The organism is Hydrogenophaga taeniospiralis CCUG 15921 (assembly GCF_001592305.1).
Classification (GTDB): Bacteria; Pseudomonadota; Gammaproteobacteria; order Burkholderiales; family Burkholderiaceae_C; genus Hydrogenophaga; species Hydrogenophaga taeniospiralis.
On record NZ_BCWR01000008.1, the window covers coordinates 38,501 to 52,587 of the forward strand.

Here is a 14,087-nt window from a genome sequence, read left to right on the forward strand (position 1 = left end):
GTGGCCGGTCACGTCACATCAGCGAAAAATCGCGCTCGAAGCGCATCAGATGCTGGCCACCGTCGACCAGCAGCGTGGTGCCGGTGATGGATCGGTTGTTCAGGGCAAAGGCCACGGTGGTGGCCACGTCCTGCGGGGTGGACGAGCGGCCCAGCGGCGACTGGCGGTGCAGCTCGGCGAACTTCTCCTCGCTCAGCAGGTGGCTGGTGAGCGTGAGTCCGGGCGCCACGCCGACCACCCGCACGCGCGGCGCCAGCGCCAGCGCCAGCATGGTGGTGGCGGCTTCGAGCGCGGCCTTGGAGAGTGTGTAGCTGAAGAAGTCGGGGTTCTGGTTCCAGAGCTTCTGGTCCAGCAGGTTGACCACAGCGCCCTCGCGTGCGTCGCCCGCGGTCAGCAGGTGCGCATGCAGCGCCTGCGCCAGCAGCACGGCCGCCCCGGTGTTGGTGTGCAGGTGTTGGTCCATGGCGGCGAAGCCGAAGGTCTGCGCGCTGTCGTGTTCGAACAGCGAGGCGTTGTTCACTACCGCGTCCACCCGGCCGAAACGCGCCACCACGGTCGGCAGCAGGGCGCGCACGCTGGCCTCGTCTCCGAGGTCGGCATACACGGGCTGGGCGCTGCCGGCGCGGCCGCTGAGCGCGTCGCAGTCGGCGGCGGTCTGCCGCGCTTCGTCCACCGACAGCCGGTGGTGCACCGCCACGTTCCAGCCACCGCGCGCCAACGTGAGCGCGATCTCGCGGCCCAGGCGCCGGCCCGCGCCGGTGATCAGCACAGTGCGGGGGGCGGTGGGTTCGGTGGGGGAGGGGCTGGGCATGTCGGACCGTCTCGGATAATGGGCGGGTGAACACCGAATCTGTGAGCGAGCCGACAAGTTTAACGAGCGCCCTGCGGGAGCGCCTGCGCGAGGCCATCCGCGCGTCGGGCGGCTGGCTGCCGTTTGACCGCTTCATGGCCATGGCGCTGTACGAGCCGGGGCTGGGCTATTACGCCAACCAGAACCCCAAGTTCGGCCAGATGCCGGCGGGCGTGGCGGGGCAGGGCAGCGACTTCGTGACCGCGCCCGAGCTCACGCCGCTGTTTGGCCACACGCTGGCGCGCCAGGTGGCGCAGGCGCTGACGGCGACCGGAACCGACGAGCTGTGGGAGTTCGGCGCCGGCACCGGCGCGCTGGCGCTGCAGGTGCTGGACGCGCTCGCCGCCATGGGCCGGCCGCCTCGGCGCTACACCATCGTCGATCTCTCGGGCAGCCTGCGCGAACGCCAGCGCCAGACCCTGGCCCGGCATGCCGACCGTGTGCATTGGGCCGACCAGTTGCCTGAAGCGTTCGAGGGTGTGGTGCTGGGTAACGAGGTGCTCGACGCCATGCCGGTGCAGCTGTTGCACCGCGTGGGCGGGCAGACCGGCGGTGTCTGGCACGAGCGCGGCGTGGCGCAGGGCGAGGGCGGCGCGCTGGTCTGGGCCGAGCGCCCCACCGATCTGCGCCCGCCGCTGGACATCGAAGGCCCGCACGACTACCTGACCGAGATCCACCCGCAGGCCGAGGCCTTCATCCGCACGCTGGCCGACAGGCTGCAACGCGGCGCGGCGTTTTTCATCGACTACGGCTTCCCCGAAGCCGAGTACTACCACCCGCAGCGCCACATGGGCACGCTGATCTGCCACCGCGCGCACCAGAGCGACGACGACCCGCTGGCCGACGTGGGCGACAAGGACATCACCGCGCACGTGAACTTCACCGGCATCGCGCTGGCCGCGCAGGACGCCGGCATGAGCGTGCTGGGCTACACCAGCCAGGGCCGCTTCCTGATCAACGCCGGCCTGCTGGAGGTGGCGAAAGACGCCGGCGCGCGCGAAAACGCCATGCTGGGCAAACTCGTGAACGAGCACGAGATGGGCGAGCTGTTCAAGGTGATCGCGCTGGCGCCGGCGGCCAGTGCGCAAGGCTGGCAACCACTCGGTTTCAGCGCGGGTGACCGCACACACCGTTTGTGAACAGGACCTTGCCATGATCCGCTGGATGATCGTCATTTTCCTGGCCCTGCTGCTGATCAGCTGGTTCACGCCGCTGCTGCAGAAGCTGGGTTTCGGCAAGCTGCCGGGCGACTTGCGTTTCAAGGCTTTCGGGCGCGAGTGGTTCCTGCCCATCACCACCACCATTCTGCTGAGCTTCGTGGCCAGCCTGGTCAGCCAGATCCTCTGAGAGGCTGGGGCCGGGACCACTTCATGGCCGGCGGCTGTGCGTGACTTTTGTGGCAGTTGAGCGCTCGGCCCGACTCCAGGCACCCGTTTTGCTTCTTCGGGGCCAGCCGGCTTGCGGTGTAATTCACCCCTGCACTTGAGCGTTCTTTCCCCCATGTCGTCCGCACAGATTGGCCGGTACCTTGTTCTTGACACCCTGGGCGAAGGCGCCATGGGTGTGGTGGTGCGGGCCTACGACCCGGACCTGGGGCGGGTGGTTGCCATCAAGACCCTGCGCTCGTCGGGCTTGTCGGTGGAGGCCGTGCAAGCGCAGGAACGGCGTTTCGTGGTCGAGTCGCGCTCGGCCGCCCGCTTGCGCCATCCCGGCATCGTGGCCGTCCACGACGTGGGGCGAAGCGACCAGGGCGCCTACATGGTGATGGAATGCGTCCACGGGCTGAACCTGCGCCAGTGCCTGAACCACGGTGTCCGCTTTTCAGTGCCGGGGGTCTTGCACCTGGTCGACGGGGTCCTGGCGGCGCTGGAACACGCGCACGAGCACCATGTGCTGCACCGGGACATCAAGCCGGAGAACATCCTGGTGGATCACCAGGGAAACGTGAAACTCACCGACTTCGGCATCGCCAAGATGCTCGACCTGGATGGCGCACAGGCCACCTGGGTCGATGGGCAATTGATCGGCACGCCCCGCTACATGGCGCCCGAACAGCTCCGGGGAGAGCCGCTGGACGGGCGTTGTGATGTCTTCGCCTGCGGCGTTCTGCTGTTTGAGCTGCTGACCGGCCGTCCGCCGTTTGGCGGGGCGCAGTTTGTCGAGATCACCCAGAACATCCTGAACCAGGTCACGCCCAGGGCCTCGGACCTGTCGCCAGAGGTGACCGATGGGCTGGACCGGGTTGTGCAGCAGGCTTTGCAAAAAGACCGGTCGCTGCGGTTCCCAACGGTGGCCCATTTGCGCCAGGCATTGGCCGCGGCCGGTGCCGAGGCGACGCAGGGCGCGGAGGGGCCCGCACCCGGCGAACCTTCGGAACTGCGTGACTGGGTCGCCGCAGACAGCCATTCCAGTCTGGCGGAATTGCTGGCCACGGTGGGGCCGGCAGACCTGGCCGGCAAGGTGGGTTCCGGCCCGTTGCCCCGTTCTGTGCCCGTGCCGATCGACGTCGGTCTCACGGACACGGCGCAGGCCTTTTTCTCGGACCCGGCCGGGGCGCCGTCTGGCTTCGAGCGCACGCAGCCGTTGCGCGGCAGAACCCTGCGGTTCTGGGAGCGGGTCCCCATGGGGTGGCGTTCGCGCCGAGTGGGCCTGCTGCTGGTGCTCGCCATCGGTGTGGTCGGGCTGCCCGGGCTTCCGGTGGGACCGACCGACAGGGCCACCGAGCCGGCACCGAAGAAGGTCGTCGCGGTCCGGGACGAGGTGTCTCCCGCCGCGGAGCCCTTGCCTTCCCTGCTGGAGAGCAAGCCGCTGACCAAGCCGGCGCAGCCCAGCGAGCCTTGCACCCATCTGGGCATCTTCCAGCGCGAACGCTGTCTTTGGAAGCAATGCGAAACCGCCCGCTACCGCGGCCACGCGGTGTGTGCCCGGTTTCGCTGAGGCGTGCATATACCCCGTGGAGTGTCTTGAAATCCATGGATGAGGCCTGCATCTGGCGCCCAACGCTCACGAGGTCCATCCATGTCCACCACCGAATCCCTGCACATCGTCTGCCCCCACTGCCACACCACCAACCGCATCGCCAGCGCCAACCTCTCGGCCGCGCCCGACTGCGGCAAATGCCACCGGCCGCTGTTCACCGGCCACCCGGTGGCGCTGGACGAAGCGGCGTTCGAGAAACACATCGCGCGCTCGCAGGTGCCGGTGCTGGTGGATTTCTGGGCGCCCTGGTGCGGCCCCTGCCGCATGATGGCGCCGGCGTTTGAGCAGGCCGCTCAGCAGCTGGAGCCCGGCATGCGCCTGGCGAAAGTGAATACCGAAGAGGCCCAAGCCCTGGCGGCGCGTTTCAACATCCGCAGCATCCCCACGCTGGCGCTGTTCATGAACGGCCGCGAGGTGGCGCGCCAGCCCGGCGCCATGGGCGCGGCCGACATCGTGCGCTGGGCGCGTTCACAGCGCGTCTGACCGCGGGCGCGAGGGGGCGGCGGCGGGCCGGGCCGTTCTCCCCGTATTGGCATCCATGTAACTGAGTTACATGTCCGGCATAATCCGCTTCCTTTGCCGGGCGGTCATGGGGTACTGTTCGGGACGGACTTTGTGGGTCAGATCAGATGCCAAACCAGACTACCGGACTTCACCACGCCCGACTGCTCGCCGACGTGGGCGGCACCAACGCCCGTTTCGCGTGGCAGGCCGGGCCGGGCGAGCCCATCACCGACGTGCGCGTCTTGCCCTGCGCCGAACACGCCCGCCTGCAGGACGCGATCCGCGTCTACCTGGACGACCTGGGGCGCGGCACGCCGTACGCTGTGGCGATCGCCATCGCCAACCCGATCACCGGCGACCACATCCGCATGACCAACCACCATTGGTCGTTTTCGCAGTCGGCGGTGAAGGCCGAGTTCGGCTTTCACACCCTGCGCCTGCTCAACGACTTCACCGCGCTCGCGCTGGCGCTGCCCGACCTGCCCGCGGCCGAGCTGCGCCAGGTGGGCGGGGGCCAGGCGCAGCCGCGGGCCGCCATCGGGCTGGTGGGCGCGGGTACCGGCCTGGGGGTTTCGGGCCTGCTGCCCGTGGGGCGTACGGGCTGGGTGCCGCTGGAAGGCGAGGGCGGTCACGTGACGCTGCCGGCCACCACCGCGCGCGAGCGGCTGGTGATGGACGGTCTGATCCACCGCTACGGCCATGCCTCGGCCGAGCGGGTCACCAGTGGCCAGGGCCTGCTGGACACCTACCTGCTTCTGTGCGAGGCCGACGGGGTGGACATCGGCAGCGTGGTGGGGGCCGCCGACGTGAGCGACGCTGCCCTGAAGAACGGCCAGCCCCAGGCGCTGGAGGCGCTCAACATCTTCTGCGCCATGCTTGGCTCGGTGGCGGGCAACCTGGCCCTCACGCTGGGCGCGCGCGGTGGGGTGTACGTGGGCGGCGGCATCGTGCCGCGTCTGGGCACCTGGTTCGACGGCTCACCGTTTCGCGAGCGTTTTGAGACCAAAGGCCGGTTCAAAAGCTACCTGGCCGAGCTGCCCGTGTGGGTGATCACGTCCGCCCGGTCGCCCGCGCTGATGGGCGCGGCACGGGCACTGGACGCGCTGGGTTGACTTTTTTTCGCTACGTCGGGTTTTCCCCCCCTTGAACAGATACATTTATTAATGAAAAATTAACATATCTGGATTGGCATGGTGTCAATCCAGATTGAATATCGCTTGCGGTCCCCTGTGGCTGCGGCGACCTTTTTTATGGAGTCATGATGTTGAAACTCTCGAAACTTGCTACCGCTGTTGCTTTGGTCATGGTGGGCTCGGCCGCTTACGCGGGTGAGGTGGAAGTCCTGCACTGGTGGACCTCGGGTGGTGAAGCCAAGTCGGTGGGCGAGCTGAAGAAGATCATGCAGAGCAAGGGCCACACCTGGAAAGACTTCGCCGTGGCCGGTGGTGGCGGCGACGCGGCCATGACCGTGCTCAAGAGCCGTGTGGTGGCGGGCAACCCGCCGGCCGCCGCCCAGATCAAGGGCCCTGGCATTCAGGAATGGGCCAACGAAGGCGTGCTGGCCAACCTCGACTCTGTGGCCCAGGCCGAGAAGTGGGACAGCCTGCTGCCCAAGGTCGTGGCCGACGTCATGAAGTACAAGGGCAACTACGTGGCCGCACCGGTGAACGTGCACCGCGTGAACTGGATGTGGGCCAACGCCGCCGTGCTGAAGAAAGCCGGCGTGAGCGGCGCCCCCAAGACCTGGGACGAGTTCTTCGCCGCCGCCGAGAAGGTCAAGAAGGCCGGCCTGATTGCTGTGGCGCACGGCGGCCAGAACTGGCAGGACTTCACCACCTTCGAATCGGTGGTGCTGGGCGTGGGTGGCGCCAAGTTCTACCAGGACGCGCTGGTCAAGCTGGACCAGAAGGCCCTGACTAGCCCGACCATGAGCAAGTCGCTCGAAACCTTCCGCAAGATCAAGGGCTACACCGACGCCGCCGCCCCGGGCCGCGACTGGAACCTGGCCACGGCCATGGTGATCCAGGAAAAGGCGGCTTTCCAGTTCATGGGTGACTGGGCCAAGGGCGAGTTCACCGCCGCCGGCAAGGTGCCGGGCAAGGACTACATCTGCGCCGCCGCTCCCGGCACCGCCAACGCCTACACCTTCAACGTGGACTCCTTCGCCATGTTCAAGCTGAAGGACGCCAGCGCCCAGAAGGCCCAGGGCGACCTGGCCGCCGCCATCATGGGACCAGAGTTCCAGGAAGTGTTCAACCTGAACAAGGGTTCGATCCCGGTTCGCCTGAACATGAAGATGGACAAGTTCGATGACTGCGCCAAGCTCTCCAGCAAGGACTTCGTGGCCACCGCGGCCGGTGGCGGCCTGGTGCCGTCCATCGCGCACGGCATGGCCGTGAGCCCGGCGGCCGAAGGCGCCATCAAGGACGCCGTGAGCCAGTTCTGGAACGACGACAAGATCTCGGTGGCCGATGGCGTGAAGACCATCGCCAAAGCCGCCGCGACCAAGTAAGCATCCGCTGGCAGACCCGATAACCCCATCCCTGGTGGATGGGGTTATTTTTGGATGAACCCCATGAAAACTGTTGAAAATCTGCTGCCCAAGCTGGTGATCGCGCCGGGCTTCGTGCTCGGCTTCGCGTTCATCTACGGCTTCATGATCTGGAACGGCGTGCTCTCGCTGACCGGATCGCGCATGCTGCCCAACTACGACAACTTCGTCGGGCTGGAGCAGTACGTCCAGCTCTGGGACATGGACCGCTGGTACGTGGCGCTCATGAACCTGGGCATCTTCAGCGTGCTCTACGTGGGCGGCTCGATGGCCCTGGGCATGGTGCTGGCCATCTTCCTGGACCAGAAGGTGCGTGCCGAAGGCGTGTTGCGCACCGTGTTCCTGTACCCCATGGCGCTGTCGTTCATCGTGACCGGCACGGCCTGGAAATGGATTCTGAACCCCAGCCTCGGGCTGGAAAAGCTCATGCACGACCTGGGCTGGACCAGCTTCACGTTCGACTGGCTGGTGCAGTCCGACTACGCCATCTACTGCGTGGTGATCGCGGGCATCTGGCAGTCGGCCGGTTTTGCCATGGCCCTGTTCCTCGCCGGCCTGCGCGGCATCGACGACAGCATCATCAAGGCCGCGCAGATCGACGGCGCCGCGCTGCCCCGGATCTACTGGCGCATCATCCTGCCCATCATGCGGCCGGTGGTGTTCTCCACCATCCTGGTGCTCTCGCACCTGTCCATCAAGAGCTTCGACCTCGTGATGGCGCTCACCGGCGGCGGCCCCGGCTACGCCACCGATGTGCCGGCCACCTTCATGTACACGATGAGCTTCACGCGCGGCCAGATCGGCCTGGGCGCGGCCAGCGCCACCATGATGCTGGCGACCGTGGCGGCCATCGTCGTGCCCTATCTCTACAGCGAACTGCGGAGCAAACCCCATGACAGGTAAGAACGCCCCCCCTGCGCCGCTTCGCGTCTTCCCCCCGGTGGGGGGACGCACCCAGTGGCCTGGCAAAGCCAGTTCCACGGGTGCTCTTGATCAAGCCCTTCTCTCCGGGTGCTCCATATGACTGCCAAACCATTCTCTTTCGGGCGGATCATCGTCTACGGTGTGCTGCTGGTGGCCGCGCTGTTCTTCCTGGCGCCGCTCTACGTGATGATCGTCACGTCGTTCAAGGACGCCGACCAGATCCGATCCGGCAACCTGCTGAGCCTGCCCACCGGCCTGAATTTCGAGTCGTGGCAGCTCGCCTGGTCCACCGCCTGCACCGGCGTGGACTGCCGTGGCCTGCAACCCTACTTCTGGAACTCGGTCGCCATGGCCGTGCCGGCCGTGCTGATTTCCACCGCCTGGGGCGCCATCAACGGCTACGTGCTGAGCATGTGGAAGTTCAAGGGCAGCGACGTGCTGTTCGGCTTCATGCTGTTCGGCGTCTTCATGCCGTTCCAGGTGGTGCTGCTGCCCATGAGCCAGGTGCTGGGCTACCTGGGCCTGTCCAGCTCCATCGGCGGGCTGGTGCTGGTGCACTGCCTGGCCGGCGTGGCCGGCACCACGCTGTTCTTCCGCAACTACTACACCGCCATTCCGCGCGAGCTGGTGAACGCCGCGCGCATCGACGGCGCGGGCTTCTGGCGCATCTTCTGGCGCATCGTGGTGCCCATGTCCACGCCGATCATGATGGTCACCCTGATCTGGCAGTTCACCAACATCTGGAACGACTTCCTGTTCGGCGTGGCCTTCAGCGGCGCCGACAGCAAACCCATCACCGTGGGCCTGAACAACATGGCCAACACCACCAGCAGCGTGAAAAGCTACAACGTGGACATGGCCGCCGCCATCATCGCCGGCCTGCCCACCATGCTGGTGTATGTGCTCGCGGGACAGTACTTTCTGAAAGGTCTCACAGCCGGCGCTGTGAAAGGATAAAAAACCCATGGCTTCTTCATTGCACATCGCGGGCATCCGCAAGGTTTTCGGCAAAGGCGACAAGGCGGTCGAGGTGCTCAAGCGCATCGACATCGACGTGGCGCCCGGTGAGTTCCTGATCCTGGTCGGCCCCTCGGGCTGCGGCAAGTCCACCCTGCTCAACATCATTGCCGGCCTGGAAGAACCGTCCGAAGGCGAACTGCTGATCGCGGGCAAGAACGTGATCGGCATGGCGCCGGCCCAGCGCGACATCGCCATGGTGTTCCAGAGCTACGCGCTCTACCCCACCATGACGGTGGCCGACAACATCGGCTTCGCGCTGGAGATGCGCAAGGTGCCGGTGGAGGTGCGCAAGAAACGCATCCAGGAAGTGGCCGTGCTGCTGCAGATCGAGCACCTGCTGGACCGCCGGCCGTCGCAACTCTCCGGTGGCCAGCGCCAGCGCGTGGCCATGGGCCGGGCCCTGGCGCGCGACCCGCAGCTGTTCCTGTTCGACGAGCCGCTGTCCAATCTGGATGCCAAGCTGCGCGTGGAGATGCGCGCCGAGATCAAGCGCCTGCACCACGTGAGCGGCATCACCACCGTGTACGTGACGCACGACCAGATCGAGGCCATGACCCTGGGCAGCCGCATCGCCGTGATGAAAGACGGCATCCTGCAGCAGATCGACACACCCGACGAGATCTACCGCCGCCCGGCCAACACCTACGTGGCGGGCTTCATCGGCTCACCCACCATGAACTTCATTCCCGGCAAAGTGGAGCGCTCGGGCGACAACGGCAAGTTCGTGTTCGAAGGCGGCTCGCTGGACCTGCCGTGCCCGGACGTGCAGCAGGTGACGTTGGGCCAGCGCCCCGAACACATCCACCTGAGCAACGACGCGCCCTGGCGCGGCGAGGTGGTGCTGGTCGAGCCCACTGGGGCCGACACCTACGTGGTGGTGAAAACCGCGGTGGGTCTGATGACGGTGCGCGCACCGGCCAACACCAAGATCCAGCTCGGCGAGACCGCCGGCATGACGGTGAGCGGCCGCCACAACAACTGGTTCGATCAGGCCTCCGGCCTGCGCCTGAAGGAGATGGACGGGCACCACGCGTCCTGATCCTCGGGAATTCATCGCCCTCTCCCTCTGGGAGGGGGCAGGCGAGAGGGCTCTTCCCTCGACGCTCCGCTCAACCCAGCCGCAACTCGATCCGCAGCCCCTGCGGCTGCAACAGCTCAACCCGCGCCTCGCCCCCATGGCGGTGGGCGATCTCCTGCACGATGGCCAGGCCCAGGCCGCAGCCGCCAGGCAGCTCGCTGCCGCGCCAGAAGCGCTGGAACACATGGGCCAGGTCCTCGGGTTTGAGCCCTGGGCCGTTGTCTTCCACCGCCAGCCGCGCTCCGTCTGGCCTGCGGTCCACGCGCAGCGTGATCGTGCTGCCGCGCGGCGTGTAGCGCAGCGCGTTGTCGATCAGGTTGCTCAGGGCCTCGCGCAGTTGCAGATCGTCGCCTTCGATGCGCAGGTGCTCTTCCCCCTCGTAGCCCAGGTCCATGCCGGCGGCCAGGGCGCGCGGGGTCCACTCGCGCGCCACCTCGCGCGTCAGCGCGGCCAGGTCCAGCGGTTCGTGGCGGGCCTGGGTTTCGGTGCGCGCCAGCGTCAGCAGCTGGTGTACCAGGCGCGCGCTGCGTTCGGCGCCGGTGTGTACCTTCCTAAGTCGCTCCAGGAGCACGGGGTCGCTGGTGTCGCGCTGGGCCAGCTCCACCTGGCTGATCAGTCCGGCCAGCGGCGTGCGCAGCTGGTGGGCGGCGTCGTTGATGAAGCGCTTTTCCTGGTGCACGCTGCGCGCCACCTCGTCGAGCAGCCCGTTGATGGCCTGCACCAGCCCATGCACCTCGCTCGGGGCCTGGGTCATGCAGATCGGCGAAAGCGCGTTGACCGAACGGTTTTCCAACTGAGCGGTGAGTTTGGTCAGTGGCGTCAGGCCACGCTGGATGCCCGCGTACACCAGCATGCTCAGCAGCACGCCCAGGGCCAGCAGCGGCGCGAGCATGTCGGCCACCAGCTCGCTGGCGATGCGCTGCTGCAGCGCCGTGCCCTTGGCCACCTGCACGCGCAGGGTCTGGCGGTCGTCCTCGGCGCCGTAGCTCACGTCCAGCGCGACGATGCGCAGGGGTTTGCCTTCGAGCAGGCCGTCGTAGAACAGCGGCTCGTTTTCGCCGCTCGGCGCCGTGGGCGGCGGTGGCAGGTGCTGGTTGCCCAGGAGGAACCGGCCCGGCGGCGACGACACCATGTAGCTGATGCGGTCCTTCGGGTCCTGCTCCAGCACATCCTGCGCGGCGCGCGGGAAGTCGATCAGCAGCCCCGAACCGATGGGCTTGACCTGGCGTGCCAGCGCCCGCACCGACTGGGTGAGCGACTGGTCGATGCCTTTTTCGGCGTAGGTCAGCGCGAAGCGGTACGCCAGCAGACCCCCGCCCGCCCAGAGCACCAGCTGGGGCAGCAGCAGCCACAGCAGCAGCTGGCGGCGCAGCGAGAGGCGGGACGGTTCACCCATGACAGGCCCTGCACTCAGGCGTAGGCCGCCTCCAGCATGTAGCCCAGGCCGCGGATGTTGCGGATGATCAGGGGCGCGTTCGCGAGCTTGCGGCGCAGCCGGTGCACGTACACCTCCAGCGCGTTCGAAGCCACCCCGCCCGCCTCGTTGGGTTCGGACTGCCAGGCGGCCAGCACGTCTTCGCGGCTGACCACCCGCCCGCTGTGGCGCACCAGCAGATCGAGCAGCACCCATTCGCGCTGGGTCAGATCGATCGCCTCGCTGCCCAGCCAGGCGCGCGGCAGTAGGGGGTCGATCCGCAGATTGCCGACGCCGGATTCCGAGACTGGCGCGGGGCTGGGCGGGCCGAACGCGGGCAGGCTGGCGCGGCGCAGCATGGACTGCAGGCGGGCCAGCAGTTCGTCGCGGTTGAAGGGTTTGGTCAGGTAGTCGTCGGCGCCGGCATTGAGGCCCTCGACCCGGTCCTCGATGCCGTCGCGCGCGGTGAGGATCAGCACCGGCAGGGCGGGCAGGCGCTCACGCAGGCGGCGCAGGACCGTCAGGCCGTCGACATGGGGCAGCCCCAGATCGAGCACCACGCCCTCAAAAGCCGTCGACTGCAGCACCTGCAGTGCTGCATTGCCATCTTGCGCGGTGGTGATGCGGTGTCCCGCTTGCATCAGCTGGGCGCTCAACGCATCGCGCAGCAGTTCGTCGTCTTCAACAATCAGTAGGTGTGCCATCCAGCCAGTTTAGCCGGGCTTGCAGGGGCAGCGACCTGCGCAGCGGCGGAGCCCCGGGCCGCGCCCGATGGGCGCGGAACGCAAGGGGGCACTCATCTCATGCCTCCTCAATGCTCCAGCAGAACTCGCAGCGCTTGCAGCACACCGGCACCAGGCGGGCACGGGGTTCCTGAACACTGTCCTGCAGGCGCAACTGGCCATAGGCCTTGCACTGCGGGCAGTTGGCCTGGTTGGCCATTTCTTCGGCGTGCATGAGCAGGTACAGGTAGCGCCGCAGCGCCCACAGGGTGATGCCCGCGCTCACCAGCACGAAGGCGGTGTTGAGCAGTTTTTCGCCCGCGCTGGCGCCGTGGAAGGCCTCGAAGCTGGCGATCAGCGCCACCGCCGCGAACAGGGCCAGCGCCATGTGGGCGTGGCTGCTGAGCAGCTCGCGGGCGTACCACTGGCGAAAACCCACGCGCGCGATGCCCTCGGCGAGGGGTCGGTTGAGCGGGTTGCGGGCGGCCATGGCGAGGGGCGGGCTGAGCGCCACATGGTGGCACAGCCGGCCCCGATCCGCCAGGGGTGCTCAGCCCCCCGGGACGGCGGCGAGCGCGCTCAGGAAGCGGTGGCGCCACCAGTGCACGTCGTGTTCGCGGATGTTCTGCAGCAGCGCCTGGTGGCGGTGCTGGCGCTCTTCCAGCGGCATCTGCAGCGCGCGCTGGATGGTCTCGGCGGTGCGCGTGGTGTCGTAGGGGTTGACGAGCAGGGCATCGCGCATCTGCTCGGCCGCGCCGGCAAAGCGCGAGAGCACGAGCACGCCGGGATCTTCCGGGTCCTGCGCGGCGATGAATTCCTTGGCCACCAGGTTCATGCCGTCGCGCAGCGGCGTGACCAGCGCCACGCTGGCCGCGCGGTACAGGCCGGGCAGGCGCTTGCGCGCCACGCTGCGGTGGATGTAGCGCACCGGCATCCAGTCGAGTTCGCCGAAGTTGCCGTTGATCGCGCCGCACAGGCTTTCCAGCTCCTGGCGCAGCGCGGCGTAGGCGTCGACCGACTCGCGGCTGGGCGCGGCGATCTGGATCAGCGTGGCGCTGCCCAGGTTCTCCGGGTAGTTCTGCAGCAACTGGCGAAACGCCTTGAGCCGCTGCGGCAGGCCCTTGGAATAGTCCATGCGTTCCACCCCGAGCAGCAGGCGGCGGCGCGAGTATTCGTCGCGGATCTGGTTGTACATGTCCTGCGCTTCGCGGGCCTGGCCCAGCGCGATGAACTCGTCCACGTCGATGCCGATCGGGAAGGACTGCACCTGCAGGGTCTTGCCAAAGGCCCGGAACTCGTGTTCGCCCAGGATGTCGGCCGAGGTCTCGGTGCCGACGTAGCGCGAGAAATGCGCCACGTCCGCGTCGCTCTGGAAACCAACCAGGTCGTAGGCGAAGAGCGAGCGCATCAGCCAGTCGTGCTCGGGCACGGCCGCCAGGATCAGGGGCGGCGGTAGGGGAATGTGCAGGAAGAAACCCATGCGCTGCTGGCAGCCCATGTTGCGCAGTTCGGCCGCCAGCGGGATCAGGTGGTAGTCGTGTACCCAGATCACGTCGTCGGGCCGCAGCAGGGCCGCCAGCTTGCGCGCGAACATCTGGTTGACACGCCGGTAGCCGCCGATGAAGCCGGCGTCGAAATCGGCCAGGTCGAGCCGGTAGTGGAACACCGGCCAGAGCACACCGTTGCTGTAGCCCAGGTAGTAGCTGTCGTGGTCTTCGCGGCTCAGGTCCACGGTGACCAGCTGCACATTGCCGGCGGTTTGCCGGTGCAGATCGCCTTCGCCCGGCGTGCCGTTCTCCACCACCTTGCCGCTCCAGCCGAACCACAGACCGCCCGAGGCCTCCAGCGCCTGGCCCAGCGCCACCGCCAGCCCGCCCGACGCGGTCTTGCGCGGATCGGCGACGCGGTTGGAGACGACGACGAGGCGGCCCATCAGTCGCGACCCGCAACGATGGAGGCAACGCCAGCCCAGAACACCGCGGAACCGGCTTTGCCGGGCCGCAGGTGTTGTCCCCCGGGGGGTAAGCGCCGCTGGCGCTGCGGGG

General features: G+C 67.5%; 14 protein-coding genes. 9 read left to right on the plus strand and 5 right to left on the minus strand.

Annotated features, from left to right (window positions below; genetic code table 11):
- Positions 1-13: 13 nt before the first annotated feature.
- Entirely contained in the window at positions 14-811 is a 798-nt protein-coding gene (locus tag HTA01S_RS11615; RefSeq protein WP_068171257.1) for an SDR family oxidoreductase, read from the minus strand.
- A gap of 26 nt (positions 812-837) precedes the next feature.
- Here HTA01S_RS11615 and HTA01S_RS11620 point away from each other — a divergent pair, with 26 nt between their 5' ends.
- From HTA01S_RS11620 to HTA01S_RS11660, 9 genes are all read left to right on the plus strand, one after another.
- Complete coding sequence (locus tag HTA01S_RS11620; protein WP_068171261.1) at positions 838-1,989, plus strand: class I SAM-dependent methyltransferase; 1,152 nt, start codon at positions 838-840, stop codon at positions 1,987-1,989.
- Between the two features lie 13 nt (positions 1,990-2,002).
- Positions 2,003-2,197 carry a DUF2905 domain-containing protein gene (locus HTA01S_RS11625; RefSeq protein WP_068171266.1) on the plus strand — a complete coding sequence of 65 codons (195 nt, stop codon included), beginning with the start codon at positions 2,003-2,005 and terminating at the stop codon, positions 2,195-2,197.
- A 153-nt stretch (positions 2,198-2,350) separates the two neighbouring features.
- Positions 2,351-3,787 (plus strand): serine/threonine protein kinase, encoded by a 1,437-nt coding sequence (locus HTA01S_RS11630; protein WP_068171270.1) that lies wholly within the window; start codon positions 2,351-2,353, stop codon positions 3,785-3,787.
- 81 nt (positions 3,788-3,868) lie between these two features.
- A complete protein-coding gene (gene trxC, locus HTA01S_RS11635; RefSeq protein WP_068171275.1) occupies positions 3,869-4,312 on the plus strand; it encodes a thioredoxin TrxC in 444 nt (147 codons plus the stop codon).
- A 146-nt stretch (positions 4,313-4,458) separates the two neighbouring features.
- Positions 4,459-5,445, plus strand: coding sequence for a glucokinase (gene glk, locus HTA01S_RS11640; RefSeq protein ID WP_068171277.1), 987 nt, complete (start codon positions 4,459-4,461; stop codon positions 5,443-5,445).
- 149 nt (positions 5,446-5,594) lie between these two features.
- Entirely contained in the window at positions 5,595-6,845 is a 1,251-nt protein-coding gene (locus HTA01S_RS11645; RefSeq protein ID WP_068171826.1) for an ABC transporter substrate-binding protein, read from the plus strand.
- A 63-nt stretch (positions 6,846-6,908) separates the two neighbouring features.
- Entirely contained in the window at positions 6,909-7,787 is an 879-nt protein-coding gene (locus tag HTA01S_RS11650) for a carbohydrate ABC transporter permease (RefSeq protein WP_068171282.1), read from the plus strand.
- A gap of 117 nt (positions 7,788-7,904) precedes the next feature.
- Entirely contained in the window at positions 7,905-8,765 is an 861-nt protein-coding gene (locus HTA01S_RS11655; protein WP_068171284.1) for a carbohydrate ABC transporter permease, read from the plus strand.
- 7 nt (positions 8,766-8,772) lie between these two features.
- Complete coding sequence (locus HTA01S_RS11660) at positions 8,773-9,867, plus strand: ABC transporter ATP-binding protein (RefSeq protein WP_068171287.1); 1,095 nt, start codon at positions 8,773-8,775, stop codon at positions 9,865-9,867.
- A gap of 70 nt (positions 9,868-9,937) precedes the next feature.
- Here HTA01S_RS11660 and HTA01S_RS11665 read toward each other — a convergent pair whose 3' ends face one another.
- The 4 genes from HTA01S_RS11665 to otsA form a co-directional block, all read right to left on the minus strand.
- Entirely contained in the window at positions 9,938-11,302 is a 1,365-nt protein-coding gene (locus HTA01S_RS11665) for a sensor histidine kinase (RefSeq protein ID WP_068171292.1), read from the minus strand.
- A 14-nt stretch (positions 11,303-11,316) separates the two neighbouring features.
- Positions 11,317-12,024: a response regulator transcription factor gene (locus tag HTA01S_RS11670; protein WP_068171293.1), complete on the minus strand. Its 708-nt coding sequence runs from the start codon at positions 12,022-12,024 to the stop codon at positions 11,317-11,319.
- Positions 12,025-12,121: 97 nt separating this feature from the next.
- The gene (locus tag HTA01S_RS11675) at positions 12,122-12,532 is read right to left on the minus strand and encodes a hypothetical protein (protein WP_157572070.1); all 411 of its coding nucleotides are present in this window, start codon (positions 12,530-12,532) and stop codon (positions 12,122-12,124) included.
- 60 nt (positions 12,533-12,592) lie between these two features.
- Positions 12,593-13,975, minus strand: a complete 1,383-nt coding sequence (gene otsA / locus HTA01S_RS11680; protein ID WP_068171299.1) for an alpha,alpha-trehalose-phosphate synthase (UDP-forming) — start codon at positions 13,973-13,975, stop codon at positions 12,593-12,595.
- Positions 13,976-14,087 lie beyond the last annotated feature (112 nt).